Consider the following 26258-nt stretch of genomic DNA (forward strand, 5'->3'; position numbering starts at 1 on the left):
ATTTCGCCCGCCTGCGCAAAGTCCTTCTCTCCCGTCTCCCCTTTGCGCCGTCCGGCACGGGGATCGGCTCGTTTCCGCCATCTTCCCGCCTGCGGATCGCGGTCCCTCACTTGACAAACGGAAACAGCAGCTTTTGATTTTCCGACCAGAACATGTTGTCCATGTCGATGATTTTCGTTCCCGTATCGACGCGGGCCGGGACGGGCAGGCCGTTTATCGCCTCCACCGCGTGCTTGACGCCCAGGTAGCCCATGCTGAACGGCTTCTGCATGATCGTGGCCTGGATCACGCCCTCCTGAATGTACGCCAGCACGTCCGGCGGGCTGTCGATGGCCACCACTTTCACCTTTCCCGCCAGCCCTCTTTTTTCGATCTCGTGGGCGGCGCCGAGTGCGGAGACGGCGTTGAGCGCCGCGATGCCGTCGATCGGCTGGGCGGCGATGATCCCTGCAGCCAGCTCACTGGCCTGGTTTTGATCGGAGACGGCGTACTCCCTGGCCGCGATGGTTACCCCCGGATAGCCGGCGATCGCATCCAGCAATCCCTTTTCCCGCTGCCCGCCGTTTCCCCCGCCCGCTCCCAGGACGGCAATCCTGCCGTACGGCCCGACCAGTTCGATCAACTTCTCTCCCGCTTTTTTGCCCGAGTCGTAATGATCGGTGCCGATGCAGCTTGCCACCCCCGGCCCCGTCAGTTCGGAGTCGATGGTCAAAACGGGGATGCGCTGCTCCTTCGCCCGCGCCGCGGCTTCGTCCAGGACCTGTTGGCTGTCGGGTGCGATGACCACGGCAGCTGTTCCGTCCGCAAACGCCTGCCGGACCAGCGCCAATTGCCCCTTCACGTCTTCTTCGTAGTCGGGGGCGTAGAAATTGACGTTGACGCCAAACTCTCTGGCGGCCATCTCCGCCCCCCATTTTACCGTCCGCCAGTAATCCCCGTGCTTCATCCTGACGATGAGCGCCACGTTCTTCTGTTTGACTTGGTCGGCGGCAGGATCGGCGCAGGCACCCAGGACGGCAGCCGCCGCCAGCAGCAGATACACGAGTGTTCGCCATGCCTGTTTGCTTGACTGGTGCATTCCTCTTCACGTCTCTTCCGTCATCATCGGTATTCGTATGGTCACGGTGGTGCCGGTCTCTTCGTCGCTTTCGATGGAAAGACCGTACGCTTCGCCAAAAAACAGCCGGATGCGCTCATGCACATTTTTGATGCCGACACCCGACCCGTCCTTGCTTTTGATTTGGCCAGAACCAATCTGCTCCAGCACGTGGGGCGGGATGCCCAGCCCGTTGTCGCGCACCCGGAACAGCACGCTGCCGTCCGCCATCTCCGCCGTCACGGTGATCTTCCCCTGCTGCGCCATCGGCTCGATGCCGTGGTAAATCGCGTTTTCCACGATCGGCTGCAGCAGGAGCTTCAGCGTCTTGCAGGGAAGCACCTCTTCCTGGGCTGTGATTTCGTAGGTGAATTTGTTTTTGTACCGCATTTTCTGGATGACCAGATAGTTCCTCACGTGCTCCAGTTCTTCCTGTACGGTGATGATGTTTTTCCCCTTGCTGAGGCTGATCCGGAACAGTTTGGAGAGGGCGGTAATGGTGGTGATGACGTCTTCGTTTTTGCCGATCCCCACCATGCGCACGACCGAATTGAGCGTGTTGTACAAAAAATGCGGGTTGATCTGCGCCTGCAGCACTTCCAGCTCGCTTTTCCGCTTGGCTTCCTGCTCCCGGATGATTTGATCCATGAGCTGCCTGATGCGGATTACCATGTGATTGAAACGGCGCGAGAGCTGCTCCACTTCGTGGCTTCCCTGAACGGCCAGGTTGACCGTAAAGTCTCCCTTCTCCACCTGCTCCATGGAGCGTTCCAGATTGCGGATCGGCCGGGAGATTGCGGCGGAGATATAGGTCAGGACAAACAGCACCACGGCGATGACGAAAAACAGCAGCCAGAAGATAAACCCGCTGATCTCCTTTTTCGTGGTGGCGATCTCATCCATGTACGAGACGCCGACAATTTTCCAGCCGATGTCTTCCAACGTCTTGATCGTGACCAGCCGCCGTTCCCCGCCGGACTCGTCCACGTAGCTTCCGTACGAGTTTTTCAGGGCAATCGCCCGATTCTCGTTTTTCAATCCGACATAGATCAACTGCTGCTGCGGATGATAGACGATGTTGCCGGCCAGGTCGATGATGTACACATACCCTTTTTTGCCCAGGCCCACCCGCTGGCAGAGGTCGTCGATGGTCTTGAAATTGACGTCCACGAGCAGGATCGCGTCTTCTCTTTCGCCGTTCTGGGCGACCGAGATGCCTCTGCTCATCGAGACCACCCACTTGTACTCGCCTTGAAACAGGTTCTGAATGTGCGGAAGCGAAAAGGAGATGTGGTTGGGGTTGTTCAACGCCGCCTGGAACCAACTCTGTTCGCGCAGTCTCGTGTTTTTCCGCATCGCCGTCTGCGGAAACCCGGCGATCAGTTCGCCCTCCCGCGAAAACACCGCCACCGAGACGAGATCCTCCCGGGTTTCCAGAATCGTCCCCAACTGTTCCGTCAGCTTGTCTTCCGGCACGTTCTCGCTTCGGCGGATTTTCTCCGCAGCCAGTTCAAAGATGTCCGTCATGCCGTCGAGGTAGCTGTTCAGGTTGAAGCTGACCTGGTCGATGATTTGCTGGGTGTGCAGAAAGGCGTTTTGTTCGGCCGTTTCGGAAAACTTGCTGTACAGCATGACGCCGACAAAGAGCATGACCGCGACGGTCACCAGCGTAAACGAGGCCGTGATGATAAACTGGATGCTCTTCATCTTCAACGTGTGAACCAGCGCGATAACCGGATTTTTCATCGTACCCCTCTGGCCATGTTTTTGTACTCCTTGGGAGACATGCCCCACTTCTTGCGGAAGCAAAAGCTGAAGTAGTTGGGGTCGGCATACCCGACCCGTTCCGCGATCTCAAAGGTTTTCAGGTCGGTCGTCAGCAGCAGTTCCTGGGCCGCTTCCATCCTGACCTGCAGCAGAAAGTTGACGAACGTCGTATTCATCTCCTTTTTGAAAATGCTGCTGAAATACCCCGCGCTGATGTGAAGCTGCCTGCACACTTTGTGGATCGAGATGTCGCTTTCGTGGTAGTGGTTTTTGACGTATTCGACGGCCTGGGCGACGAGCCGTTTGTAGGAGGACTGTCTGTCGCTGGCGATGCTGTTCATCATGCCCGAGCAGATGTGCATGAGCCTGTCCTTCGTCTCCTGCAGCGTCTGGGACTTGTGGATGTCCGTGAACCATTGAAGGTTTTCGCCAAAGACGCGTTCCGGGTCCAGATTGGCCCCCTTGGCCGCCTTCAGGATGGCGGTCAGAATCTCCAGCAGGTAGATGTGATAATCCTTGATGGACACGCGGGCATCGGCGATCTCGGCAAACAGCTCGTCCAGGATGTCCTTCAGTTCCTGCGGCGTTCCCACCTTCAGACAGCGGATCAGCGCATGTTCTTTTCGCTCGTCGAAGCGGACCTTTTCCACGCAGCGCTTTTCCACGTCATCGACGCAGATCACCCGGTTGTTTCCGAGCACCACCCTGTAGTCGAGCGCGGCGACCGCGTCCTCGTAGGAAAAGGAAAGGTCCGCCAGCTCGCCGGTGACCGTCCCGATCCCCGCCGTCACGGTGAATTCGCAAAATTTTTCAACGAATTGCCGTGCTTCTTCCAGCACGGCCGCCGTTTTCCGGAGGACCGCCTCCCGCTCCCGGTCCTGGTGGACGGCAATCAGCACCACGTGGTCGTTGTTGGTGAAGACGATGCCCAGACGGTGCTTGTCGACCACTTCCTGCACGATGTTGCGGACGGCAAACAGCAGCAGTTCCCGATCCTCTCCCCACGCCTGACGGATGGGCGGCGGCGCAGAGCGATTCGCCGGATCTTCTCCGACGCAGGGGCGGTCGATGCTGACGGCGCCGACCACAAAGCCGTTTCCCTCCAAATCGATCTGGTACGCGTGCGCCTTTTCCCGGATGTCGGCCTCGGGCAGCCTGCGGGTAATCAGCGACGTGAGGAACACTTCCCGCAGCACGGGCAAACTTTTTTGATAGTGCTCCTTCAACAGGCGGATGTTTTTCTTCTCGGCGGCTTCTTCGTCAAGCCGCGCCCGCACTTTCAAGAGGGCGTCGATCAGTTCACCCGCAGAAAACGGCTTGAGCACGTATTCGTCGATCTGCAGCTTGACCGCTTTCCGCGCGTATTCAAACTCGTCGAAGCCCGTCAGAATCACGATTTTGACGGTGGGATACCGCTCTTTGACGACGGCGGCCAGCTCCAGCCCGTCCATAAACGGCATCTTGATGTCGGTGACGACGATGTCCGGTACGCTTCGTTCCATCTTCTCCAGCGCCTCCTGGCCGTTTTCCGCCGTCCCGACGACCGCGAATCCGTACGCCTGCCAGTCAATCTCGCGGACAACGCCTTCCCTTACGTCTTCTTCGTCGTCAATCAGCAGCAGTGTGTACATGCATCTCCCCCCGGTTACATATTACTCCAGGCGGGCCCGGACTCCTTCCGGATGGAACGTGCACAAAAAAACGGGGGCTGCCGCGTGAACCTTTTCGCGTTTCGGCCGGTATAAGGTAATGAACAGGATGAAAAAACCGGCTCCGTCAAACTTTTCGGGAGCTTGGTTGTGGCCTATGAAAAATGGGAAAAAAGAGGTGAATTTCGATGATGGGCTGGATTGTTTCGTCGGCCGTGATTGTTGTCCTGGCCGTGTTCATTTTCGTTGTTTCGGCCGCGCTGCACAGGCAGATCGTTCGCAAGCCGGACCGCAGCATCGACTATGCCCGTTCCCCGGTCATTTTCCGGTGGAACCGCTGGGATACGATGACGATTGGCCTTGGCGCCTACAGTGTGCTGTGTGTCTTCCTCCTGTTTCTCCTGCTGGCCTCGGGCATCACCATCGACAATCCGTTCGTCCAATTTTTCGCCCACCAGGGAATGGTCTGGTCCATCGTCAGCTTTGCCTATTTCATCGTGCGAATCTCCCAGATTCTGAAAGGGATTAAGGAGCGCTGGACCGATGATCGCCAATGAGCAGGCCGAGCAGTGGCTGCTCCGCTTCCAGCAGGGGGACAAGGAGGCGCTGGAACATCTCTATCTGCACTTCAAACCGATGCTGTACAGCTTCCTTTACCGCTACACGCAGGATCGGGACATGAGCATCGAGATCGTGCAGGACACGTTCGTCCGCCTGCAAACCTACCGGCAGCATTATCAGCCCGGACGGGTGATGGTACGCACCTATCTGTTCCGCATTGCCTATCGTCTGCTGCTGGACCGGATCAACCGGCCGACAACCCGCTGGAGAGAGCCGTGTCGTCAACGTCCGTCCTGGCCGCGCTGTACCTGATTCCGCTCGTCGCCGGGGGAATCGGGTGGGTGTGGTACTGGATGGCCGCCTAAGCACGTCAGCATGAAAAAGCCACCGCCTCCCCGGAAAGGGGTACGGTGGCTGTATCCGCACCTGTGATTACAGTTCGTCAAAGCCGTCAAAATCGAAATCCAATCCGCCGCTCGCTTCTTCGAACAGGTCCTCGGCCGAGTCTCCGATTTCCGACATGACCTCGCCCAGCAGCATGCCGCCCAGGAAGCCGGCTGCCATGCCGCCGATCATGCCGCCCATGCCGTGGCCGCGGTGACCGTAGTGGCCTTGGTGACCGTGCAGCGGTTGGCCGTAGGACGCCATCGACACGTACGGGATCGCCTGCGGATTTTCCGCGTAGGTGCGAAGCGTATCCAGCAGGAAACGGGAAAGCTCCTCTTCCCGGCCGGCGGCCAGCAGTTCCTGCGGCACGACGATCTCCGCCTTGCGCTCCACCTCGCTGCCAAACATGCCGGGTACGGCCAAATCCAGTTCCGCCAGCAGGCGCAGCTCACCCGGCAGGGAGAAGAAGATGACCTCCAGTTCCTTCAGCGGAATGCCCAGCGGCCGTCCCATGAAGAACGAAAACTCCTGACCGTACGGCGTGAGCTTGCCGGAGTCGGGCTTTTGCCGCAGATCGAGGCGGGCCAGTGCGTCCAGCACCCGTTCCACCGGTTCCGGCGGAAGCACCTGTACCGCATCCAGGTCGGTCGGGTCGAGCGCCCTTTCCACATCCAGCTTGGTGTGCAGGTAGTACTGAACGGACGGCGTCGATACGGCCAGCCCTGCCGGCAGTTCAAAGGCAAACGGAATCTCCTGCACAAACGGCTTCGGCTGGACGGTGAAATTGCGGCTGACCGGGTACGTTTGCACCGGACGCGTTACCTCCTGCCCCTGCACGTACACCTTCATCATCAACAGGACACTCAGCTCGGAGATGCGCTGTTCCACGCTGCCCCCTTCGATGCGGATCGCGCCCGTGATCGTCTCTCCCAACCGGTACGCAGGGCGATCCAGCCGCAGATCGACCGTCGCCGCTCCCACTCCCAGTTTGGCCATCCACTTTTTCAGCAAGACCCTCTCCTCCTCCATATAAGCAAACGTTTATATCCGTATTGTATCAGATCCAGAGGGGGTTGTGCGAGCGGCCAGTGCGCGGCCGAGCAGCCGAACCAGTCGGCTGGCCTGCTCGCCTGTCACGTCCCGCAATGCGGAAAATTCGGTCACATTCGCCCCGACGACGCGTGGGTCGGCCAGGACAGCGGTCAGCAGTTCCTCCGTCTGCGCCAGCGACAGGCCGATTTCACTCGGCGAATAGGCGGCCGCCATTGCCTCCTTGTGCATCACGTCGACGTCAAAGTGGACGAGGATATAGGCGTCGGTAGGAATCGCCCGCAAGACGTCGGCCGCCTGCATGCCCGGTCCTCGGTCACACAACTGATCAAGCGTGACGATCTCTACTCCGTAGGTCTCGGCCGGCATCCGCTGGCACCCCAGCACAACGATGCTGTCCGCTGTCCACCCGGTCGCCTCCGTCCAGACGCCGCCGCCCTGCAGCAAAAACCACAGGCCCATGCCGGCTGCCCCGAGACAGCGGGAGGCGGAGGGCGCCATCGCGTCAAAGTGGCCGTCCAGCACCAGGAGGTACGCCTTGTCCCCATAGACGTCGCGAAACCCTTGGGCCGTCCCGACGATCACGCTGCAGTCGCCGCCGAGAAACAGGGAAAATTCGTCGCGTCGAAAGCAGCCGCGCGCCTCTTCGCGCAGCAGGTCCCAGACCATGCGCGGCGCCGGCCAGTTGCGAACAGGCGGAACGTTGTGGCGCGGCAGATAAGCGGGAAGGGCGAGATCGCCCCGGTCGCTTGCCGACAGCCCCTGCTCCTGCAGGACGGCCGTCAATCCTGCCGCCCGCAAAGCGGCCGGCGCCAGTTCCGTACCGGAGACATAGGCGCCGGAGAAGACGGGAATACCTGTTACCGTTACGTTCACCGCGACCCCCTCCTTTCAAGCTGCTTTCATTGTATCACAGCTCGCTTTTCCATACCGGATCAGTTCGCTGGCCGAGGGGCACAGCCACCGTTCCGGCAGGGGGCCGCGGTCACCGGTCAGGAACTGCTTGTCCAACAGCGTCTGTACAGGAGGACAGCTATCTGCCATGAGGAATGGGTGTCACACCACATCGTATCCCTGGTCTTCGATCGCTTCCTTGATCGCCTCCAGCGTCAGGGCGTTCTCGTCATAGCTGACCTCCACCGTTTTGGCGGCCAGATCCACTTTTCCGGATGCGCCCAATTCCTTCAGCGCCTTTTCAATCGCGTTGACGCAGTGATTGCAGGACATTCCTTCCACGCGAAGGGTTACGTTTTGCATGATGATCGCTCCTTTTTCCTGTTTTCCTGTATGCTTTCTGTCCGCCTGCCGCCGCCTCTGTATTTCACGGGACCGGCCGCAGGCGGGCTGGCGATTGCCGGTCGGGCCGCAGGCAGGCGGGCCGCTGCTGCGTTTTACCGGCCGGCTGGTGAGGCGGCATGATCCGCCGCCGCTGGCCGGCCTCACCTGCGGCTTAATGCGCGGCAGGGGCTGCCGGCTGATAAAGGGAGTGGCTCTCCGGCTGTTGATGCGGGGCTTCTCCTGGAGCGGCAGCCGCTTCGTACAGCAGGTAGCCGCCGATGACCAGGAGGAGGTACACGGCGCCGGAAAGCGCCCATGTTGCTGTGCGGCTCATCTCATCGCCCTCTTTCCGTTGAGCGTGATTCCAGTTTGACGCGCTGCAGGCGCAGGGCGTTCAGCACGACCGACACCGAACTGAAGGCCATCGCCGCTCCGGCCAGCCAGGGCGCGAGGAAGCCCAGTGCCGCCACAGGGATGCCCAGCGCGTTGTAGGCAAAGGCCCAGAACAGGTTCTGCTTGATGTTGCGGATGGTTTTGCGGCTCATCACGATCGCGTCGGCCACGCCGGTCAGATCGCCGCGCATCAGGGTGATGTCGGCCGCCTCCATGGCCACGTCCGTGCCGGTGCCGATCGCCATCCCGATGTCGGCGGTGGCCAGCGCCGGCGCGTCGTTGATCCCGTCGCCCACCATCGCCACCCTGCGACCCTGCTGCTGCAGTTTTTTCACTTCGTCCGCCTTTCCTTCCGGCAGCACTTCCGCGATCACCCGATCGATCCCCGCCTGGCGGGCGATCGCCTCCGCCGTCTGCCGGTTGTCGCCGGTCATCATGACGACCTCCAGTCCCATCGCCTTCAAGCGCTGCACCGCCTCGCGGGACGTCGGCCTGATCGTGTCCGCCACCGCCACCAGCCCGGCCAGCCGGCCGTCCACGGCCACCAGCATCGCCGTTTTGCCCTCCCGCTCGAGCCGCGACATCGCTTCCGCCGCCTGGTCAAACGGGATCTGATGCCGGTCCAGCAGGCGGCGTGTCCCCACCAGCACCTCCCTGCCGTCCACCGCGGCGCGGATGCCAAACCCGGGGATCGCCTCAAACGACTCGGCCCCGGTCAACGTGACGCCCCTGTCGGCAATGCCCTTGACGATCGCCTGGGCCAGCGGATGCTCGGAGTGTTTCTCCGCCGCCCCCACCAGCGCCAGCAGCTCCGCTTCCTCCATCCCGTACGCCAGCACGTCGGTCAGCTCCGGCTCCCCTTTGGTCACCGTGCCCGTCTTGTCCAGCACGATCGTGTCCAGCTTATGGGCCGTCTCCAGGTGTTCACCGCCCTTGAACAGAATCCCCAGTTCGGCGGCCCTGCCGGAGCCGGCCATGATCGAGGTGGGCGTTGCCAGCCCCAACGCGCACGGGCAGGCGATCACCAGCACGGCGATGCCTTTTTCCAGCGCGGAGGCGAAGTCCCCCGGCGTCACCAGCAGGTACCAGACGGCAAAGGTGACGAGCGCGATGCCGACGACGACCGGCACGAAGATACCGGAGATGCTGTCCGCCAGCCGCTGAATGGGCGCTTTGGAGCCCTGCGCCTCTTCCACGACCCGGATGATCTGGGCCAAGGCCGTCTCCTTGCCCACTTTGGTCGCCCGCACTTTGAGAAAACCGTTTTTGTTCAGCGTGGCGCCAATGACCGCGTCGCCCGCCGCCTTGTCGACGGGAACGCTTTCGCCGGTCAGCATCGATTCGTCCACGGCCGACTGTCCCTCCAGGACGATGCCGTCAACGGGCACCTTTTCCCCCGGCTTCACGTGGACGATGTCGCCCGGACGCACGTCTTCCACCGGGATCGTCAGCTCCTCGCCGTCGCGGACCACCACGGCCGTCTTCGCCTTCAGTCCCATCAGCTTGCGGATCGCCTGGGACGAACGGCCCTTGGCCTTCGCCTCAAACAGCTTGCCGAGCAGAATCAGCGTAATCAGCACGGCGCTCGTCTCAAAATAGAGCTCCGTCATGTGCGCCCCCGACCCGATGGAGCGGATCGCCAGGTAGAGACTGTAAAAGTAGGCGGCCGATGTGCCCAAGGCGACCAGCACATCCATGTTGGCGCTTCCGTTGCGCAGGGCCTTGTAGGCGCCGACGTAAAACTGCCGGCCGACGACGAACTGCACCGGCGTCGCCAGGGCCAACTGCACCCACGGATTCATGAACATCTCCGGCAGCCAGATGAACGAAGTGAAGGAAAAATGGCCGACCATCGCCCACAAGAGGGGCAGGGAGAGGATCAGGGAAAAGAGAAACTTCCCGGTTTGCCGGTCGATTTCCTCCGCCCGGCGGTCAACCGTTTCCGCGTCCGTCTGATCGCCCTTGGCAGCCGCTTGATAACCCAGCTTTTCCACCTGCCGGATCAAGTCGTTCACGCCGACCTGCCCCGCGTCGTATTCCACGGTGGCTGTCTCCAACGCCAGGTTGACGTTTGCCTCCAGCACCCCGGGCAATTTGCGCAGCCCCTTTTCGATCCGGGCCGCGCATGCGGCGCAGGTCATGCCGGTAATGCTCAGCTCCGCCTTGTCGCTCACGACGCCGTACCCGAGCGATTCGATCCTGCTGCGGATGTCGCCCAGGCTGATTTTCTCGGGATCGTAGACGACCGTCGACGTTTCCAGCGCCAGGTTGACGCTGGCCGACTCCACGCCCTCCAGCTTTTTCAGCCCTTTCTCGATGCGAATGGCGCATGCCGCGCAGGTCATGCCGGAAATCGGAACCGTCGCTTCTTTTATTTTGGCGCTCATCGCGTATTCCTCCGCATCAAAATACCCATGTGGGGTATATTTTTGGTAGTATTCCCTCAAGGGCTCCTGTTTATTACACGCCCATTATACAATACCCCAGGAGGGTATATCAAGCGGTTGGGCAAACATGTTCTGCCAACGGCAAAAAGCGCCGTCCGTCTCCGGACAGCGCGCGATGGCGGCCGTTGTTTTCGCGGGCCGTTTCAGTTTTTCTTGGCGTGATAGGCTGCGGCGATCCGGGCCGCCACCTCCGCGTTGTGCTTCACCAGGGCGATGTTGGTCTGCAGGCTCTTGCCGGCCGTCAACTGTTTGACCCGGTCGAGCAGGAACGGTGTCACTTGTTTTCCGGTGATGCCCTTTTCCTTTGCTTCCGCCAGCGCTTGCTGGATGACGGCTTCGATCTCGCGGTGATTCAGCGCGTCCGCTTCCGGCACCGGATTGGCGATGACCAGACCGCCGTTCAGTCCCAACTGCCACTTGGTGTCCATCAGCGCCGCCACTTCCTCCGGCGTGTCCAGGCGGAAATCGACGCCAAAGCCGCTCTCGCGGGCAAAGAAGGACGGGAACTCGTCGGTGCGGTAGCCGACAACCGGTACACCGTGAGTCTCCAGGTATTCCAGCGTGCGCCCCAGGTCGAGAATCGACTTGGCCCCGGAGCAGACGACGGCCACGTTGGTTTGGGCCAGTTCGGTCAGGTCAGCGGACACGTCCCAGGTGATCTCCCCTTCGCGGTGCACCCCGCCGATGCCGCCGGTGGCGAAGACGCGGATGCCGGCCAACTGCGCGGCGATCATCGTGGCGGCCACGGTCGTGGCGCCGATTTTGCCGCTCGCCAGGATGTACGGAAAGTCGCGGCGGCTCACTTTTTCCACCGACTTGTTGGTGGCGAATTCCTCCAGCTCGCTCTCCGTCAACCCGATCTTGATTTTTCCGTTCATGATCCCGATGGTGGCCGGCACGGCGCCGTTGTCGCGGATGATCCGCTCCACTTCTTTGGCCATTTCGAGGTTTTGCGGGTACGGCATGCCGTGGGAGATGATCGTCGTCTCCAGCGCCACGACCGGTTGATTGTTCTCCAGCGCGTGACGCACTTCTTCCGTATAGGTGAGGTATTCTTTCATTCGTTATCGCTCCTTTTCGTACTGCCTTACTGTTTGTGCGAGCTGTTCCGGCTGCAGCAGCGGCGAGACCGACTGCTCCGTCTGCAGGGTCAGGGCGGATGCGGCCAATCCGAGGCGGCAGGCTTGTCCGAACGATTCACCGTTGACGATGCCGTACAAAAGCCCGGAGGCAAACGCGTCGCCCGCACCGGTGACATCCACCACGTCCGTCGGATACGGGGCCAGGTGTTCCGCCTGTTCCGCCGATTGATAGTACACGCCCTGCTCGCCCATCGTGACGACCACCCGCTTGACGCCCCGCTCCCGTATCCGGCGGCACGCCTCGGCGCACTCTTCGACCGACGCGATCGGCATGCCGGCCAGCAGTTCCGCCTCTTCCCGGTTGGGCAGGATCGCGTCCACGCCGTCCAGCCTCTCCGGCAGTTTCTTCGCTTTGGCGGAAGAGACCGGATCGACAAACAGCGGGATGTTTTCCGTGCGGCAGCGCTCGATGATGTACGCCAGGCAATCCGCCGGCAGGTTGGTATCGAGAAAAACGGCCCGCGCCGCCGCGATGTGGGACCACTTGTCCGCGAACATCTCCGGGGTGAGCGCGTCGTAGATGTCCATGTTGGCCAGCGAGACCACCATCTCCCCGTCGATGTCCAAAAGCGCGGTGTACGTGCCCGTACGCCGGGCGGGCAGCCGCCACACCTGGCTGACGTCCACACCGTGCCTTTTCGTCTCCTGCAAAATCCACTCGCCCTCTTTGTCTTCGCCGACGCAGCTGATCAGCGTGACGCTGCTGCCCAGCCGCCCCAGGTTTTCGGCGATGTTGCGCGCCACGCCGCCGCACGACTCGGTGATGGTCACCGGATTGGACGAATGCAGCCGCACTTTTTGCTTCCCGCGCGCCTTCCGGTCCAGGTTGGCTCCGCCGATGCAGACGATCCGCCCTTCGTCGCGCAGCACATAGGCACGCCCCTTGATCTCGCCCCGTTTGGTAAGTTGGGCGATGTACCCGGCCACCGCCGAGCGGGAAATGCCCATCTTGTCGGCCAGCTCCTGCTGGCTGATAAACGGATTTTCACGAATGTAGCGCAGGATTTGCTGTTCCTTGTCCACGGCTCTCCTCCTTTCTTCCGCCATCATTCCCCTTTTTCTTTCGCATTCTCTTTTCAAACAAAAGTTTATCACATAAACAAATGTTTGGGAAGAAAAAATCACGGGTCCTGATCCCCCCAAACGAGAAACGCGCACCTGCGGCCCCATAACGGGCTGCGCTGCCCCACGAGCGCATGGCCTACCGCGACATTCTGCTGCTTGCCGACGACTGGGAAGAAGAAGTCGAGCGGTACATCCGGGAAGGAGAACTGTATATCGCAGCGGACGGGCAGCGAGTCCTCGGCGCCTGCCTGATGATCCCTGCCTCTCCCGACGAAGCGGAGATCAAAAACATCGCCGTCCTGCCGGAATACCGGGGCAAAGGGCTGGGCAAGGAGATCATCCGTGGAAAACGGCATCCGCGAGCTGGACATGGTCGTGTTTGAACGATTGCTGTAACGCTTCCGGGGATGAGCCGCCCCTCTTTCGCGCACACTAAGCAAAAACAGGTGGGATCTCAGATGGCTGACCAACGGGAAAAGCGAAACGACGAAGACGAGTATTTTTTCTTTGACCTGTCCGACGAGAGCCACGAAAAAATATTGGAGAAAGAGCTGCGGGAAGCGAAGGAAAATCCGCTGGGCCCGCTGGAGGAAGTCACCAAAGTGGAGTACTAGGACGCAGATTGCCGGCAACCCCCTGCCCGCTCACATCACAAGCGCCGGGGGTTCGCCGATCCATTCATGCCGATTCCTCCTGCCGGCCCTTCCATTTGACAAGACCTGCCTTCTCGTGTACCATTATCTCAAATTAGAGATATTAAACAGCGAAGCAAAGGAGGGGCATCCTTCATGGCAGATACGCAGCAGCGAAACGAGTCACTTGAGCTTCTGATTGTGCTGTCCCGTTCCTACAACTGGGTCACGGCCCATACCAACCGCGACATCCGCCGCCATGGATTGAACCCGACGGAATTTGGCGTCCTGGAAGTCCTGTACCACAAAGGCCCCCAACCGCTGCAGCAGATTGGCGAAAAAATCCTGATCTCCAGCGGAAACATTACCTACGTCGTGGATAAACTAGAAAAGAAGCAGCTGCTGGTGCGCAAGCCCTGTGCCGAGGATCGGCGCGTCATTTACGCGGAGCTGACCGACCAGGGCAGACAGTTTCTGGCCGATATTTTTCCATCCCACAAGGAAGCGGTCGAAAAGGCAGTGAGCGGCCTTACCGCCGAAGAAAAACGGCAGGCGATCGCGCTGTTGAAAAAGCTGGGGCGGGCCGCGCAGGAGAGTTTCTAGAAAACACCTGCTGCCCCCCGGCCAAAAAAGACCTTGACAAAACAGCTCACGCGTAATAATCTTGAAATTAAGATTTAAAAAATAAAAGTTATCAACTTACAAAAGGAAAGGGGAATGAAACCACATGAGCAAGGTTCTGTTTGTGAAAGCCAACAACCGTCCCATCGAACAATCCGTCAGCGTGAAGCTGTATCACGCGTTTCTGGATAGCTACAAAGAATCCCACCCGAACGACGAGGTAGTGGAACTGGACCTGTTTGCGGAAAACCTGCCCTACTACGACGTGACGAAAATCAACGCCATGTACAAATCCGGCCAAGGCATCGAGCTGACCGCGGAAGAGCAAAAGGCGGCCGATCTGGTGAACAAGTATCTGAACCAGTTCCTGGAGGCCGACAAAGTGGTGTTCGCCTTCCCGCTGTGGAACTTCACCGTGCCTGCCGTGCTGCACACCTACATTGATTACCTGTGCCAGGCCGGCAAAACGTTCAAATACACCCCGGAAGGTCCGATCGGCCTGCTGAACAACAAAAAAGTGGCCCTGCTGAACGCGCGCGGCGGCATCTATTCCGAAGGTCCGGCCGCTGCAGTGGAAATGGCCGTAAACTACGTGCAAAACGTCCTCGGCTTCCTCGGCGTGAAAGACATCTCCACCGTGATCGTGGAAGGGCACAACCAATTCCCGGACAAAGCCGAAGCGATCGTGCAGGAAGGCTTGGAAAAGGCTGCAAAACTGGCGGAGACCTTCTAAGGCCCGCCGGCCTTTTTGGACAAATATCTTAACTTTAAGAAACTGAAATTAAAAATATATGAAGGAGAGATGAACATCATGATGGATCTTGGTTTGTTGATCATTCGCCTGGTCGTGGGATTTACGTTCGTGGGGCACGGCGCCCAAAAACTGTTTGGCTGGTTCGGGGGCTACGGCTTGAAAGGAACCGGCGGATGGTTGGAGTCCATCGGCTTGAAGCCGGGCGTTACCATGGCGCTGTTGGCCGGCCTGGGTGAGCTGGTGGGCGGCCTGCTGTTTGCCGCCGGTGTCGGCACGTGGGTCGGCGCACTGTTGATCGCCCTGACCATGCTGGTGGCGATCGTCAAAGTCCACGGCGCCAACGGCTACTGGGCGACGCAAAACGGATACGAATACAACCTGGTGCTGATTGCGGTGGCGATCGGCGTGGCCCTGATCGGCCCCGGCGCTTACGTCCTGTTCTGATCGCACAGAGAATGGGCGCTCCCGGACAGCATCCCTGAGTTGAAGGAGGAACCGCACATGCACATCGCTGTTTATTCGCAAAACGAACAAGGCAAAGGCCATTTCGGCAGCGGCGAGATCGTGGAGAACAAACCGATCGGCTTTCCGCACGAACACTCGGCCGTCAAACGCGTCGGACCGCTGTTTTACTGGGCCTGGGCCAAATCGCTGGCCACCTTTGAGATTCCGCTGCATCCCCACTCCGGTTTTGAAATCATCTCGTACGTCTTGACGGGCACGGTGGGGCATCGCGATACGCTCGGCAACCTGCAGCAGGTCTCGACCGGGGGCGCGCAGGTGATGCAGACCGGCTCGGGCGTCTATCACGCGGAAGAGCTGGCAGCGGGCACCGAGATGTTTCAGATCTGGTTTGAACCGCATCTGGCCCGCGCCGTCAAGGAAGCGCCCACGTACAACCAGTACGACCATGAACAGTTTCCCGTGGAGGAAGCGGGCGGCGTCCGGATCAAACGGGTGGTCGGCCCGCAAGCGCCGATCCGCCTCGTGACCGACGCGGAAATGGTCGACATTGACATCGCAGCGGGGCAATCCTGGTCCCATTCGCTCCCGGACGGATACGCTCTGGCGGCCGTGGTGGTGAGCGGCCGGGGCACCGCCCGGCCGCAGCGGCAGGCGGACGGCGGCCCGTCGTCCAACGCCTCCCTGGAGACAGGCGACTTCGCCGTCGTCACGACAGACGGGACGGAATCGGTCGAATTCCATGCCGATCCGGGTGAATCGCTGCGCCTCGTCGCCATCCGCGTCCCTGCCGAGGTGGAGTACCCGCTGTATCGCAAATAATCGCAGCGGCAAAAGCGAGGCCGTCACGCAGAAAGTGACGGCCTCGTTTTCATGTCCGCACCTCCTCCGCTGGCTGATCGGCCGTCGTTTCGGAAGGATTTTCCAGAAGGGGCTCGAATGAAGAAATGGGTGCCGACACTTCTGTGCTGTCGCCGTCTCTTCGGAAATCACCGACCGCGGAAAGGGGGCCGCAGCTTGCTGAACGTATGGAAGGTCATCTTCGACAACGTCCTGGTTTGGGTTCCGGTTCTTCTCATGTTTGCCCCCATCCTCGTTAAACGTTTGTTTGATAAGAAAAAGTGACGCGTTTCCTCCTCCTCTTTACGGTTTTCCCCCTCATTCATCCCGGTTGTCCGGCAGGAATTTCCCCGTTTTCCCGCGAAAGAACATACTCGATTACCTGAAAGCGTTCAGCGACCGCGCCGTGGCAGCGGCCAAACGGGCGTAACCACCGCTTGGGCCCTGCTGAATGGGCCAAGCTCGAAACGAAAAAACGGTCTCTCCCGTCAGCGGGAGGAGACCGTTTTCTTTTCGAGCATCGTGCCTTCCTGGGCGAGCCGCGTGTGCCAGGAGAACGCTTTTTCCAGCACATGCGGCGTATGGCCGCCGCGCGTCAGCGCTTCCCGGAAGTAGTCACGCAGTTGGTCACGATAGAGCGGGTGAGCGCAGTTCTCGATGATCAGCCGGGCCCGTTCGCGCGGCGCCAGACCGCGCAGGTCGGCCAAGCCCTGCTCCGTGACGACGATATCGACGTCGTGCTCCGTGTGGTCCACGTGGGACACAAACGGGACGATGCTGGAGATCTTGCCGCCCTTGGCCACCGACTTGGTGACGAAAATCCCCAGGCGGGCATTGCGGGCAAAGTCGCCGGAACCGCCGATGCCGTTCATCATGCGCGTCCCCAGGACGTTGGTCGAGTTGACGTTGCCGTAGATGTCAAACTCCAGGGCGGTGTTGATGGAAATGAGCCCCAGACGGCGGATCACCTCGGGATGGTTGCTGATCTCCTGCGGCCGCAGCACCAGCTTGTCGCGGTATGCGGGGAAGTTGGCCACCACCTGCTTCATTTTCTCCGCCGTCAGGGTGATCGAACAGCCGGACGCAAACGACACCTTGCCCGCGTCGATCAGATCAAACACAGCGTCCTGCAGCACCTCGGAATACACAGTCAAATCGGAAAACTCCGACTCCAAAAATCCGTTGAACACCGCGTTGGCGACCGAGCCGATGCCGGACTGCAACGGCATCAGGTTTTGCGGCATCCGCCCTTTTTTCACTTCATGACGCAAAAACTCGATCAAGTGGCCGGCCATCACCGCCGTTTCCTCATCCGGCTCGACGATCGTGGACGGGGAATCCCACTGTTCGGTGATGACGATGCCCTTCACTTTGTCCGGGTCGACCGGAATGCCCTTTTGCCCGATCCGCTGTTCGACCGAGGTCAGCGGGATCGGCGAGCGTTCCCCCTGCCGGCCTGGCGTGTAGATGTCGTGGATGCCTTCCAGCGCGAGCGGCTGTGCCATGTTCAGCTCGATGATGACGTGCTTGGCATGCTCCACGAAGACGTTGGAGTTGCCCACAGAGGTCGACGGAATGATCATCCCGTCTTCCGTCACTGCAACCGCTTCCACAATCGCGTAGTCAATCGGGTCCAGCACTCCCGCGCGTATCAATTCCGCCGTATGGGACAAATGCTGATCCACAAACAGCAGTTCTCCCTCGTTGATCTTTTGGCGCATCACCGGATCCACCTGAAACGGCAGCCGCTTGCCAACAATTCCCGCTTCCGCCATCACCGCGTCCACGCCGGAGCCCAGGGATGCCCCCGTGTAGACGTTGACGGTAAACGGCCGTCCATCCCGCTTGGCCCGTTCTGCCAAGGCGACCGGAACGACTTTGGCGTCGCCGGCCCGCGTAAACCCGCTCAGCCCGAGGGTCATGCCGTCCTCAATCCAGCTTGCCGCTTCCTCTGCCTGCACGATTTTGCCCCGAAGGCGATTGTCGCGTAAGCGCTCCCATACCATGTTACCCACCTGCCATTTTCGTTCGTCTGTTTGGTACCACAGTAGCACATTCAAACTGAGCGAGCACTCGATTTCCCACAAGCCAGAAAATTCGGCGGCAGGCCAGAAAAAACACCCCTGAACGTCGGAACCGCCAAAACCGGGCCCAAGGCTCAACCGATCAGAAGCCAGGCAGGCAGGGACGCGACGACGCCGGGCCAAAACCGAAAACAGGCAAAGACGCGAGACCGCTCGGCCAGCAGCCGCACAGACGGGACCGCACGTCCCTCAAAAACCGAGCCTTTGACGGAAATGGCTGGCGTACGACTGGCTGACCGGGACGCGGGTCCGCTGCTTGTCTTTCATCTCCAGCATAAACGTGGAATGAAAATGCGGGTGGATGAAGCCAACCGCTTCGATATTGACCAGATAGGCCCGATGGCAGCGCACGAACCGCTCAGGCGGCAGCATCCGCTCCAGCTCGGTCAGGCTGTACCGGTTGACGTACGAGCCGTTTGCCGTGTGCAGCAGCGTTTTGCCCTCGTGTGAACGAATAAACACGATCTCGGACACGTGGACAGGCAGCCAGCCGTCTTCCGTCTTGCCGGTCAGCACGGTCGGCGCCGGCTGCGGAGCCATATGCGGCATCAACACCCGGGGGTATATCGCGGTGACGCAGCCCTCGAGCCGGCCGCCGCGCACAAGCGGCAGGGAGACCCCGTAATAGGGGACGCCGAACACCCGGCTTTCCACGTATTGCGCCACCTTCCGGCGAGCGGTCAGCGCTCTGTACGTCGCCGATCCTTCCCGCACCGCGTCGCCCGGTTTGATTTTCAGGTCGATGCTGGCGCTGGGCTGATAGTAAATGTAGCGGGAATCATCCGAAATGGCGATCGACACGCCCTCCGGGATCACTTCACCGATCATCTGCAGCACTTCGGGAACCAGTGTTTTCTCCATGTTTCATCCCTCTGCCATGAAAAATGGAAGTACACTTTTATTAAAACACATTTTCGCCCGCTTCGGACAAATCCCCGCTCTTTTCCACCTGCGGCGCCGATCCCGAGTTGGGGAGACAACGGAAAAAGACCTCGGCGTTGCTTGTGCAGTCCGAGGTCTTTCCGCGATTACGACGTTTTTCTTCTGGACGGTTCCGGCACGCCCGGGTACTGGTATTCCTTCTCCCAGAAATCGGCGTCGGCTATGCCCAGCTTGACCGGATCGAATACCGGGTCTTTTCCCTCTTTCTTCTGGCGTTCATAGTCCTTTAACACGGCCAGCGCCGGCTTGGTGAGCAGCAACATGGCGATGATGTTGAGCCACGCCATGCTGCCGACGCCGATGTCCCCCAAGGTCCAGGCCAGACTCGCCGTCTTCACGCTCCCGTAGAAGACCACCCCCAGGATGACGATCTTCAAGGCATACTCCGACCAGGTCCGCTTCACGTAGCGGTTCAGATAGGCCAGATTGGTCTCCGCCATGTAGTAGTAGGCCATGATCGTGGTAAAGGCGAAGAACAGGAGCGCGATGGCGACAAACGGAGCGCCAAAGCCGGGAAACACCGTCTCGACGGCCTGCTGGGTAAAAATCGGCCCCGGTTCGACGTCGCCCAGGTTGTTCACAATGGGGGCCGCTCCGTCCGGCTTTACGTTGTACATGCCGGTGATCAAAATCATGAAAGCGGTCGCGGAACAGACAAACAAGGTATCCACGTAGATGGAGAACGCCTGAACCAGCCCCTGCTTGGCGGGATGGGACACTTCCGCCGCGGAGGCGGCATGCGGCGCGGTCCCCTGCCCCGCTTCGTTGGAATAAATCCCCCGCTTCACGCCCCAGGAGATGGCGGCGCCGAGAATGCCCCCGAAGGCTGCGTCCAGACCAAATGCGCTTGTAAAAATCAGCGCCAGTACGCCGGGCAACTGGGAAATGTTCAAAAAGACGATAATCAGGGCCACCAAAATATAGCCCAGCGCCATGAACGGCACGACCACCTGCGCAACATTGGCAATCCGCTTGACACCGCCGAAGATGATCGAGGCCAAAATCACCGCCAAGGCAATTCCGGTAATGGCGGGATGGATTCCAAAGGCGTTTTCGATCCCCGCCGCGATGCTGTTGGCCTGTACGCCCGGCAGCAGCACTCCCGTCGCAATGACGGTCACAACCGCAAACAAGACGGCGTACCATTTCAGCTTCAGCCCTTTTTCGATGTAATAGGCAGGGCCGCCGCGAAACTGGCCGTCTTGTTTGGTTTTGTACACCTGCCCCAAGGCTGCTTCGACGAACGCCGAACCGGCCCCCAAAAAGGCGATCAGCCACATCCAGAAGACCGAACCCGGTCCTCCTGCGGCGATCGCGGTCGCCACGCCGGCGATGTTGCCCGTCCCGACACGGCCGGACAGCGCGAGCGACAAGGCTTGGAAAGAAGATACCCCTGCCTCGGAACGCTTCCCTTCAAACATGTGCTTGACCATGTCTTTCAGGTGCCTCACCTGCAGGAACCGGGTCGCCAACGAGTAAAACAACCCTGTCCCCAGACACAGGTAAATCAGCGCAGGACTCCAAATGATGTCGTTTACCCAACGGATGAATGCTTCCAACAAAATGCCCCCCTTCCGGAATCATCCAATTTTGTGCAATTATAAAATATTTTGTCTGTTCATACAACTCGGAATCCTTTGCGGCGCCATCCGAAACCTTTCCAGCCACTGAATCGTCATAACGGATACGACGATGACGAAAGGACTGAATATCGGATGAACAGATCCTCCCTCTCAACCGCTCTCCTCGCATGCAGCCTCGTGTTCGGCGCCGTCCAGGGAATCGCCCCGGGCGAAGCGAAGGCGGCCTCCCAATCGGCCGGCTTCCGGCTTACCTACCAACTGCCGCCCCATCCGGAGAAGGTGCTGTTTCTCAATACGGAGATGGTGACGATCGAAAATCCGCAGCCTGCGGAACTGGTGGCCAAACACCGGCTGGACAGCTACCTGTCCGATCAGGCGGGCGGCTACATCAGCGAAAAGGCGATCTATTGGGAAAACCTCACGTTCCTCACGTCCAAAAAGGGCTTTCTCCTGGATGTGTACAACTGGATCGGCGTTCTCCCGCCCGTCTACCCCGCAGGATACGACCCGGCCGAGATGGACCGGCGCGTCGCCGCCACGGAACTGTTTACGGAAGAAGGCATGCGTCTACACAGGGAGCGCGGGGAAATCAACCTGCAGGCACGGCTGCAGGCCCTGATCAACGCCGGGTACGTCAAACCGGAGGAAATCGACGACGGCGCCGCCAGCAAGTATTTTGTGGCGACGGTCTTGTACCGGATGTTCAAGGACGTTCGGCCGTATCACGGAGGCATCGATCTGAAGGATTCCCAGGACATCCCCGTTCGCTGGGCCGTCGAGATCGGACTGCCTGGTTTTGACGTTGCCCCCGATGGATACGTCTACCCCCAGAACCGCCTGCAGATGACGCCGGGGCCGAAAGACGTGTTTGAAGAGTATCCGTACAAGCGTTTGTTTGATTTTCTGACGCTGATCCTGCCGGGCAAAAAGACGGCGAACGGCTGGGAGTATTACCAGGTGAAGCTGAAGCCCGGCATGGTGCCGGTTCGCATGAGCGATTTGATGTACGTCAACGGCCAGCCGATGTCCCCGTACACGGTGTACGACCATCCCGCCTATTACGACGCCAGTAAAAAGATTGCCCGGTACGTCACGCCGCGCTTTGAACAGATGTTGAAAGCCGCTCGCGCGGACGCCCTGAAGCCCCGGGTGTGGGACTGGAGCCGCGACCTGATCCACCACCCCCGATTCGCCCAACTTGTGGCCGATTACCGGAAAACGCGCAGCAGCCGGGCGGTCAACGCCGTTTATCAAGCCGTCCGCACGCATTACAACCTGAATGTGCGGCAGGACTCCCCGGCCGTGATCAAAAGCGTGCTGGATCACGTCAAGTAAACCATCGGCTCCAGCCTGCCCAGCCGCTCGCTCCCATTCGCTGTTCAGCCGCGTTCCGGCCGTTGTCCCGGGCCGGAAGGGGATGCGTTTCGACACCAAAACAAAAAAGGACGGTAAAAACCGTCCTGAAATTTATTGATACATGGAGGGATGCGGGGAAAGAGTGGTGTTGCTCGCCTATGACCGAATGTCTCGCCGTTAGTTCTTGGCGGAATCGGAAGTAGATTGATCGGTGCCGCCGTTGTTCGTTCCGGCGGAACCTGTCGAACTCGAATCGGTGGAGCCGGTGCTTCCGCTGCCGGAAGAGGCGTCCGTGCTTTGACCTGCCTTGCCGGTAGAGTCAGAAGCACCCGTCGAGGCGTCGGACGTACCGGCATTCGAGTCAGCTGCACCTGCATTCGCGTTCGATTGATCTTGAGAAACCGAGCTGTCGGTCGATTGGTTTTCCGTCGGTGTAGAGGTCCCCGGAGTCGTGGCGCTTCCGCCGTCCTGCTGCGTTGCCGGTTCCGGCGTGCCCGATCCGTTGGAGCATGCTACCAGGCTGCCGGACAGCAGTACGGCAACAGCGGCCAGGGATACCCATGTTTTCTTCATGTTCATTCTCCCCTTTCGTTTCAAGGTTCATGACGATCTCGCCGTCACACTTATAGCGTAACGGGAAAAGATAGCCATTCCGTGAGCGAAGTGGGAAAAAACCATGAACAAACTATGAAAAAATGATGACCGTCCCGAACCGCTTCGACGCCGTTACTGCGCTTGTGCCTGACGGTACTTTTCCACGGTCGGCAGCCAGACGGTAAACGTGGTACCCAAGCCCGGCTCGCTTTCCACGGTGATGTTTCCGTCGTGCAGTTCGACCAGCTCTTTGACGATCGCCAGCCCCAACCCCGTTCCTTTGTTTTTCTTGGAACGTCCGCGATCCACCTTGAAAAACCGTTCCCAAATGCGCGGGAGGTCGTCAGCGGCGATGCCGATGCCCGTGTCCGCGACGGACATCCTCACCCACTCTCCCTCCGCTTCCGCCGTGATGCGGATGGTCCCCTCGTCGGTAAACTTCACTGCGTTTTTGACCAGGTTTTTGACGATTTGGGCGACACGGTCCTTATCGGCGTAAATCTTCGGCAGGGCGTCCGCCAGTTCCACCACGATCTCCAGCCCTTTCTCCGCCGCTTCGGGGCGGAAGGCGAACGCCGTCTTGTTGATCACCTCGGCGACGTCCACCGGGAATCTGGCCAGGGTCACCTCGTTGTTCTCCAGCTTCATCAAATCCATCAGGTCGTCCACCAGGCGGTTGATCTGCATCGTCTCCGAGTACATCACGGCGTAGTACTTTTGCCGCGCTTCCTCCTCTTCCACCAGGCCGTCCTGCAGCGCTTCCAAAAAGCCCTGGATCGCCGTCAGCGGCGTCCGCAGCTCATGCGACACGTTGGCGAGAAAATCGTTGCGCACCTGCTCCAGGTGGTGCCGTTCCTGCTCCACCCGCTCCAGTTTTTCCGCCAGCGTGTTAATCGTCTGCGCGAGGTCGCTGATTTCGTCTGCCGTGTCCACCTTGACCCGCTCGGCGTAGTTGCCCCGGCCAATTTCCGTCGCCGTGCGCTCGATTTTTTGCAGCGGCCGGGAGATCGACCACGAGAGATAGGAGACCATCGCTGTGGACAGCACGACGCCGAACAGGGTGGCCCAGAGGATGGTTTCCCGCATCTGGGCAAAGGTGCGCTCGATGCCTTCGATCGGGGCGTGCAGAATGATTCCCCCGTAGATCTCCTCTCCCTCTCCCCAGGGAATGGCGACGGAGAGCATTGGGTCCTCCATGCCATCGATCTTCAACTCCGTCACCGCGTTCTGCCCGTTCAGCACCTTGTTGGCGATCGACATCGCCACCGATTTTCCGGTAAACACTTCGTCTTTCATCGAGGTGGCGACAATCTTGCCGTCGCGGTCAAACAGCCAGATGCGCACGTCGTACGTTTCGTCCAGATTGCGCAGCTTTTCCAGCAGACGTCCATTGATCCGGCTGCTGTCGTGAATCTGCGCGTTTACTTTTTTCGCCTGGCGCAGCAGTTCCTGTTCCTTGGCATCGTAAAAGTATTCCTTGGCGAAAAAGGAGATCAGCAGACCGGAGATGCCCAATCCGATCAGCACGGTGGCCAGAAAGCTGAACAACAGGCGGCGGAAGATGCTTTTCGACATCCCCAGCATTACTCGCCCACCTCGAATTTGTAGCCGATTCCCCACACCGTGTGAATGCACTCGTAGGGGAGCTTGTTCAGCCGCTGCCTGATCTTCTTGATGTGCACGTCGATCGTGCGGATGTCGCCAAAATAGTCAAAACCCCAGATTTGTTCCAGCAATTGCTCACGCGAAAAGACGCTGCCCGGCGATTTCGCCAGATGGACAAGCAGGTCAAACTCCTTCGGGCGAAAGCTGATTTTTTCGCCGGCTGCGATCACTTCCCGTTTGTCCAAATCGATGGACAGCTGATCAAACGTGAGCAGGCGCGCCGCGTCCTCCTCCGCCTTTTCCCTTGGCTGCATTCTCCTGAGGATGGCCCGAATCCGGGCCACCAGTTCACGCGGACTGAACGGTTTCGTCACATAATCGTCGGCCCCAAGCTCCAAACCGAGCACGCGGTCAAACTCTTCGTCCTTCGCCGTAAGCATGATGATCGGCGTGTCCCATCTTTTGCGGATTTCGCGGCACGCCTCAAAGCCGTCCATCTGCGGCATCATCACGTCGAGAATAATCATGTCCGGAGATTCTTTTTCCACCAGCTCCAGCGCTTGCCTGCCGTCGCTGGCGACCACCAGGTCAATCTGCTGCTTCGCAAAGTACAGGCGAATGATTTCGCATACGTTTGGATCGTCATCGGCTACCAAAACCTTTGTATGGCTCATAGCCAACAACCCCCCTTCTCTCATCGGTACTTTTTTGGAGGCAGCCCCAAGGTGTCACATGTGTTTCAGCGAACATAACCGTGTAGTGATCATAATCGGAAACAACAAGAACAAGCTTCCGCTGAAGAAGAACCTGCTTCTTCGAGAAGCCTGCAGTAAAAGCTTTTCTTATGGTAACACAGATGGGGATGAATGTGGACCTGTAAAGACGGGGGAATCATTGTCATTTGCGGGGCCGCGCCTTGAGGCGGCGCTCTTGCCGTGTCTCTGTCGTTTCACCGTTAAGGGGCAAAAGAAAGCTGCCTCCCTTTACCGAGAGACAGCCATTCCCGTTATGGTATGATCGTCAGCAGTTTGCAGGCATTCCGCTCCGCTTCAGCCCGTTCCGCTTCCGGGAGACGTTTCAGGAGGTCGAGCGCAGCGTAGGGAAATTTCAGCGCATGCGGGTCAGAATACGTTTTCGCCCAATACTGCGGATCGTAGAGGGAGACGAAGGCCGGCTCCTTCACCTCATCCTCCAGCACGAAGTCTGGGATTTGGCGGTTCAGGTGCATCTGGATGCGATGGTTGGCCATGCCGGCTGAAACCAGATCGTCGTATCCGAAGCGCTCCAGGTCGATCAATGCCTGCGCGTGGGTGATGCTGTGAATGGTCTCGCCGGCCAGATGGTACATGACTCCGTCGATGACGCGCCCCGGTACCACCGTATGCAGCTCGCCGTACGTCCGCCTCGTCATGTCCAGCGTGTCCTGGTATGCCGGAATGTCCGGGACGTCTGCTGCCGTCACTTCAAAATAATTGTCGATTCCCCAGTACCGGTTCGGTCTGTCTTGTGTCGTTCCCTCCAACATTGCGGCCAGCCCGTCCACAATTTGAGGCGTGATCAGATTCGGCCGCTGGCGCAGCGCCTTCAGCGCCAGCACGCCCAAGGCCAGGCCGTGGCCGGAGGTTCGAAGCTGTTTCACATTGTTCTCAAGGCCTTTGATGACCCGCCTCAGCAGTACCGGATCGGCTTCTTCCGGCTCCGGCGGCGCAAACCACTCCGGATGCTGGCGGCGAAACGATTCACACGTCCGCTCGATCCCCTCTTTCACATGCTCCGGCAGTTCGTGCTCCTGATTCATGAAGTACCCGGCCAGCAGCGCGGCGCCAACGTGACCGTAAAACCATGACGTTTTCCCGGCACGGGCCATGCCTGCAACCCCCAGCTCCACATACGAATCCAACAACCGCATGTTCATCCCCCATTTTCCTGTTATTGGATTCATTATATTAT

At 59.6% G+C, this 26258-nt stretch carries 27 protein-coding genes; 10 read left to right on the top strand and 17 right to left on the bottom strand.

Translation table 11 applies throughout. The features are described 5' to 3' along the window. Window positions 1-106: 106 nt before the first annotated feature. Genes A6764_RS21845 through A6764_RS21855 form a run of 3 tightly spaced genes read right to left on the bottom strand, consistent with a single transcriptional unit; the run spans window position 107 to window position 4494 of the window. On the bottom strand, window positions 107-1078 hold the full coding sequence (locus A6764_RS21845; RefSeq protein WP_065068308.1) for a substrate-binding domain-containing protein: 972 nt from the start codon (window positions 1076-1078) through the stop codon (window positions 107-109). A gap of 6 nt (window positions 1079-1084) precedes the next feature. Then, the gene (locus A6764_RS21850) at window positions 1085-2842 is read right to left on the bottom strand and encodes a cache domain-containing sensor histidine kinase (protein WP_065068309.1); all 1758 of its coding nucleotides are present in this window, start codon (window positions 2840-2842) and stop codon (window positions 1085-1087) included. Next, window positions 2839-4494, bottom strand: a complete 1656-nt coding sequence (locus A6764_RS21855; protein WP_035299163.1) for a response regulator — start codon at window positions 4492-4494, stop codon at window positions 2839-2841. Before A6764_RS21855 ends, A6764_RS21850 begins: the two co-directional genes overlap by 4 nt. A gap of 206 nt (window positions 4495-4700) precedes the next feature. On the opposite strand from A6764_RS21855, the gene A6764_RS21860 reads away from it, so the two are divergent. Together A6764_RS21860 and A6764_RS21865 are read left to right on the top strand one after the other, a co-directional pair. After that, window positions 4701-5069: a hypothetical protein gene (locus A6764_RS21860; protein WP_065068310.1), complete on the top strand. Its 369-nt coding sequence runs from the start codon at window positions 4701-4703 to the stop codon at window positions 5067-5069. Further along, window positions 5056-5385 (top strand): RNA polymerase sigma factor, encoded by a 330-nt coding sequence (locus A6764_RS21865; RefSeq protein ID WP_065068311.1) that lies wholly within the window; start codon window positions 5056-5058, stop codon window positions 5383-5385. The genes A6764_RS21860 and A6764_RS21865 overlap by 14 nt, the downstream gene beginning before the upstream one ends. A 120-nt stretch (window positions 5386-5505) precedes the next feature. Here the strand turns inward: A6764_RS21865 and A6764_RS21870 are convergent, their stop codons facing one another. The 7 genes from A6764_RS21870 to A6764_RS21900 all read right to left on the bottom strand — a co-directional run bounded on the left by A6764_RS21870 (window position 5506) and on the right by A6764_RS21900 (window position 12793). Next, window positions 5506-6471 carry a sporulation protein gene (locus tag A6764_RS21870; protein WP_065068312.1) on the bottom strand — a complete coding sequence of 322 codons (966 nt, stop codon included), beginning with the start codon at window positions 6469-6471 and terminating at the stop codon, window positions 5506-5508. A 30-nt stretch (window positions 6472-6501) separates the two neighbouring features. Further along, window positions 6502-7386: an arginase family protein gene (locus tag A6764_RS21875; protein WP_065068313.1), complete on the bottom strand. Its 885-nt coding sequence runs from the start codon at window positions 7384-7386 to the stop codon at window positions 6502-6504. A 180-nt stretch (window positions 7387-7566) separates the two neighbouring features. Further along, window positions 7567-7767, bottom strand: coding sequence for a copper chaperone CopZ (copZ, locus tag A6764_RS21880; RefSeq protein ID WP_029100895.1), 201 nt, complete (start codon window positions 7765-7767; stop codon window positions 7567-7569). A gap of 193 nt (window positions 7768-7960) precedes the next feature. Continuing rightward, window positions 7961-8122 carry a hypothetical protein gene (locus A6764_RS21885; protein ID WP_160297153.1) on the bottom strand — a complete coding sequence of 54 codons (162 nt, stop codon included), beginning with the start codon at window positions 8120-8122 and terminating at the stop codon, window positions 7961-7963. A 1-nt stretch (window position 8123) separates the two neighbouring features. After that, the gene (locus A6764_RS21890) at window positions 8124-10568 is read right to left on the bottom strand and encodes a heavy metal translocating P-type ATPase (protein WP_044900048.1); all 2445 of its coding nucleotides are present in this window, start codon (window positions 10566-10568) and stop codon (window positions 8124-8126) included. A gap of 203 nt (window positions 10569-10771) precedes the next feature. Then, window positions 10772-11689, bottom strand: coding sequence for a pseudouridine-5'-phosphate glycosidase (locus A6764_RS21895; protein WP_035299159.1), 918 nt, complete (start codon window positions 11687-11689; stop codon window positions 10772-10774). A gap of 3 nt (window positions 11690-11692) precedes the next feature. Continuing rightward, on the bottom strand, window positions 11693-12793 hold the full coding sequence (locus A6764_RS21900; RefSeq protein ID WP_065068315.1) for a carbohydrate kinase: 1101 nt from the start codon (window positions 12791-12793) through the stop codon (window positions 11693-11695). A gap of 173 nt (window positions 12794-12966) precedes the next feature. Here A6764_RS21900 and A6764_RS21905 point away from each other — a divergent pair, with 173 nt between their 5' ends. From A6764_RS21905 to A6764_RS21935, 7 genes are all read left to right on the top strand, one after another. After that, entirely contained in the window at window positions 12967-13218 is a 252-nt protein-coding gene (locus tag A6764_RS21905) for a GNAT family N-acetyltransferase (RefSeq protein WP_065068316.1), read from the top strand. 75 nt (window positions 13219-13293) lie between these two features. After that, on the top strand, window positions 13294-13449 hold the full coding sequence (locus A6764_RS21910; RefSeq protein WP_156110488.1) for a hypothetical protein: 156 nt from the start codon (window positions 13294-13296) through the stop codon (window positions 13447-13449). Between the two features lie 174 nt (window positions 13450-13623). Then, window positions 13624-14070, top strand: coding sequence for a MarR family winged helix-turn-helix transcriptional regulator (locus A6764_RS21915; protein WP_029100891.1), 447 nt, complete (start codon window positions 13624-13626; stop codon window positions 14068-14070). A gap of 124 nt (window positions 14071-14194) precedes the next feature. Further along, window positions 14195-14821 (top strand): FMN-dependent NADH-azoreductase, encoded by a 627-nt coding sequence (locus tag A6764_RS21920; protein WP_029100890.1) that lies wholly within the window; start codon window positions 14195-14197, stop codon window positions 14819-14821. 78 nt (window positions 14822-14899) lie between these two features. Then, window positions 14900-15286: a DoxX family protein gene (locus tag A6764_RS21925; RefSeq protein ID WP_065068318.1), complete on the top strand. Its 387-nt coding sequence runs from the start codon at window positions 14900-14902 to the stop codon at window positions 15284-15286. A gap of 57 nt (window positions 15287-15343) precedes the next feature. Further along, complete coding sequence (locus A6764_RS21930; RefSeq protein ID WP_035299156.1) at window positions 15344-16126, top strand: pirin family protein; 783 nt, start codon at window positions 15344-15346, stop codon at window positions 16124-16126. Window positions 16127-16243: 117 nt separating this feature from the next. Further along, window positions 16244-16429, top strand: a complete 186-nt coding sequence (locus A6764_RS21935; protein ID WP_141669815.1) for a hypothetical protein — start codon at window positions 16244-16246, stop codon at window positions 16427-16429. A gap of 203 nt (window positions 16430-16632) precedes the next feature. Here A6764_RS21935 and A6764_RS21940 read toward each other — a convergent pair whose 3' ends face one another. The 3 genes from A6764_RS21940 to A6764_RS21950 form a co-directional block, all read right to left on the bottom strand. Further along, window positions 16633-18150, bottom strand: coding sequence for a succinyl-CoA:acetate CoA-transferase ScpC (locus A6764_RS21940; RefSeq protein WP_044900053.1), 1518 nt, complete (start codon window positions 18148-18150; stop codon window positions 16633-16635). Window positions 18151-18417: 267 nt separating this feature from the next. Then, window positions 18418-19089, bottom strand: a complete 672-nt coding sequence (locus A6764_RS21945) for a LytTR family DNA-binding domain-containing protein (protein ID WP_029100886.1) — start codon at window positions 19087-19089, stop codon at window positions 18418-18420. Between the two features lie 167 nt (window positions 19090-19256). Continuing rightward, a complete protein-coding gene (locus A6764_RS21950) occupies window positions 19257-20732 on the bottom strand; it encodes an alanine/glycine:cation symporter family protein (RefSeq protein WP_065068319.1) in 1476 nt (491 codons plus the stop codon). A gap of 153 nt (window positions 20733-20885) precedes the next feature. On the opposite strand from A6764_RS21950, the gene A6764_RS21955 reads away from it, so the two are divergent. Further along, window positions 20886-22088 (top strand): hypothetical protein, encoded by a 1203-nt coding sequence (locus A6764_RS21955; protein WP_065068320.1) that lies wholly within the window; start codon window positions 20886-20888, stop codon window positions 22086-22088. A gap of 198 nt (window positions 22089-22286) precedes the next feature. Here A6764_RS21955 and A6764_RS21960 read toward each other — a convergent pair whose 3' ends face one another. The 4 genes from A6764_RS21960 to A6764_RS21975 all read right to left on the bottom strand — a co-directional run bounded on the left by A6764_RS21960 (window position 22287) and on the right by A6764_RS21975 (window position 26223). Then, complete coding sequence (locus A6764_RS21960) at window positions 22287-22682, bottom strand: hypothetical protein (RefSeq protein WP_081656638.1); 396 nt, start codon at window positions 22680-22682, stop codon at window positions 22287-22289. Window positions 22683-22835: 153 nt separating this feature from the next. Then, entirely contained in the window at window positions 22836-24287 is a 1452-nt protein-coding gene (locus A6764_RS21965; RefSeq protein WP_029100884.1) for a sensor histidine kinase, read from the bottom strand. After that, the gene (locus tag A6764_RS21970; protein ID WP_029100883.1) at window positions 24287-24982 is read right to left on the bottom strand and encodes a response regulator transcription factor; all 696 of its coding nucleotides are present in this window, start codon (window positions 24980-24982) and stop codon (window positions 24287-24289) included. The genes A6764_RS21965 and A6764_RS21970 overlap by 1 nt, the downstream gene beginning before the upstream one ends. A gap of 332 nt (window positions 24983-25314) precedes the next feature. Further along, window positions 25315-26223, bottom strand: coding sequence for a hypothetical protein (locus A6764_RS21975; protein ID WP_255309813.1), 909 nt, complete (start codon window positions 26221-26223; stop codon window positions 25315-25317). Between the last annotated feature and the right edge of the window lie 35 nt (window positions 26224-26258).

The organism is Brevibacillus sp. WF146, assembly GCF_001673705.2.
GTDB lineage: Bacteria > Bacillota > Bacilli > Brevibacillales > Brevibacillaceae > Brevibacillus > Brevibacillus thermoruber.